The sequence below is a fragment of the Corynebacterium sp. HMSC073D01 genome, from assembly GCF_001815555.1.
In the GTDB taxonomy this organism is placed as follows: Bacteria; Actinomycetota; Actinomycetes; order Mycobacteriales; family Mycobacteriaceae; genus Corynebacterium; species Corynebacterium glucuronolyticum.
Map to the genome: position 1 here is coordinate 1 of NZ_KV821067.1, position 451 is coordinate 451.

Genomic DNA, 451 nt, shown 5'->3' on the forward strand with positions numbered 1-451 from the left:
CGGGGGTAGTGTACCCCCTATTTGTCATGCGATGTCTCCTGCCCCGCGTTAGTGTGCGGGGTATGGAAACATTTCGGGGGGATTATTTACGCCTCTACGCTGATTCGATGAACACCATCCTTGGGGTGTACCAAGGCTGGTCTGTTGCAAAACTTGTTCGCGGTGGTGCCGACCCGGCACACGCCCGGGTGATTAAGAAACTATCCGGCATCTACTTCGGCACCACCAGCGCCACCGTCAAACAGGAACGCTGCCGGGCGCGGTCTAGTGCTAACCACCACACACTGGAATCACTGCGGGAAATCGAACGCCACGTAGCCAAACTGAAAAACAAAAACAACGCCTGGCAGCTCCGCATCGGCCTTTTGCAGCAACCCGCCGACCAGGCGGCAATAGGCCACCGCGCCAAAGAACTGTTGGCCGCGATCAATGGCACGGGGGTGGAGAACCC

General features: G+C 58.1%; 1 pseudogene. It reads left to right on the forward strand.

The window, feature by feature from the left end:
- Positions 1 to 62: 62 nt before the first annotated feature.
- A pseudogene (locus HMPREF3044_RS09135) lies at positions 63 to 451 on the forward strand (hypothetical protein); the annotation flags it as partial.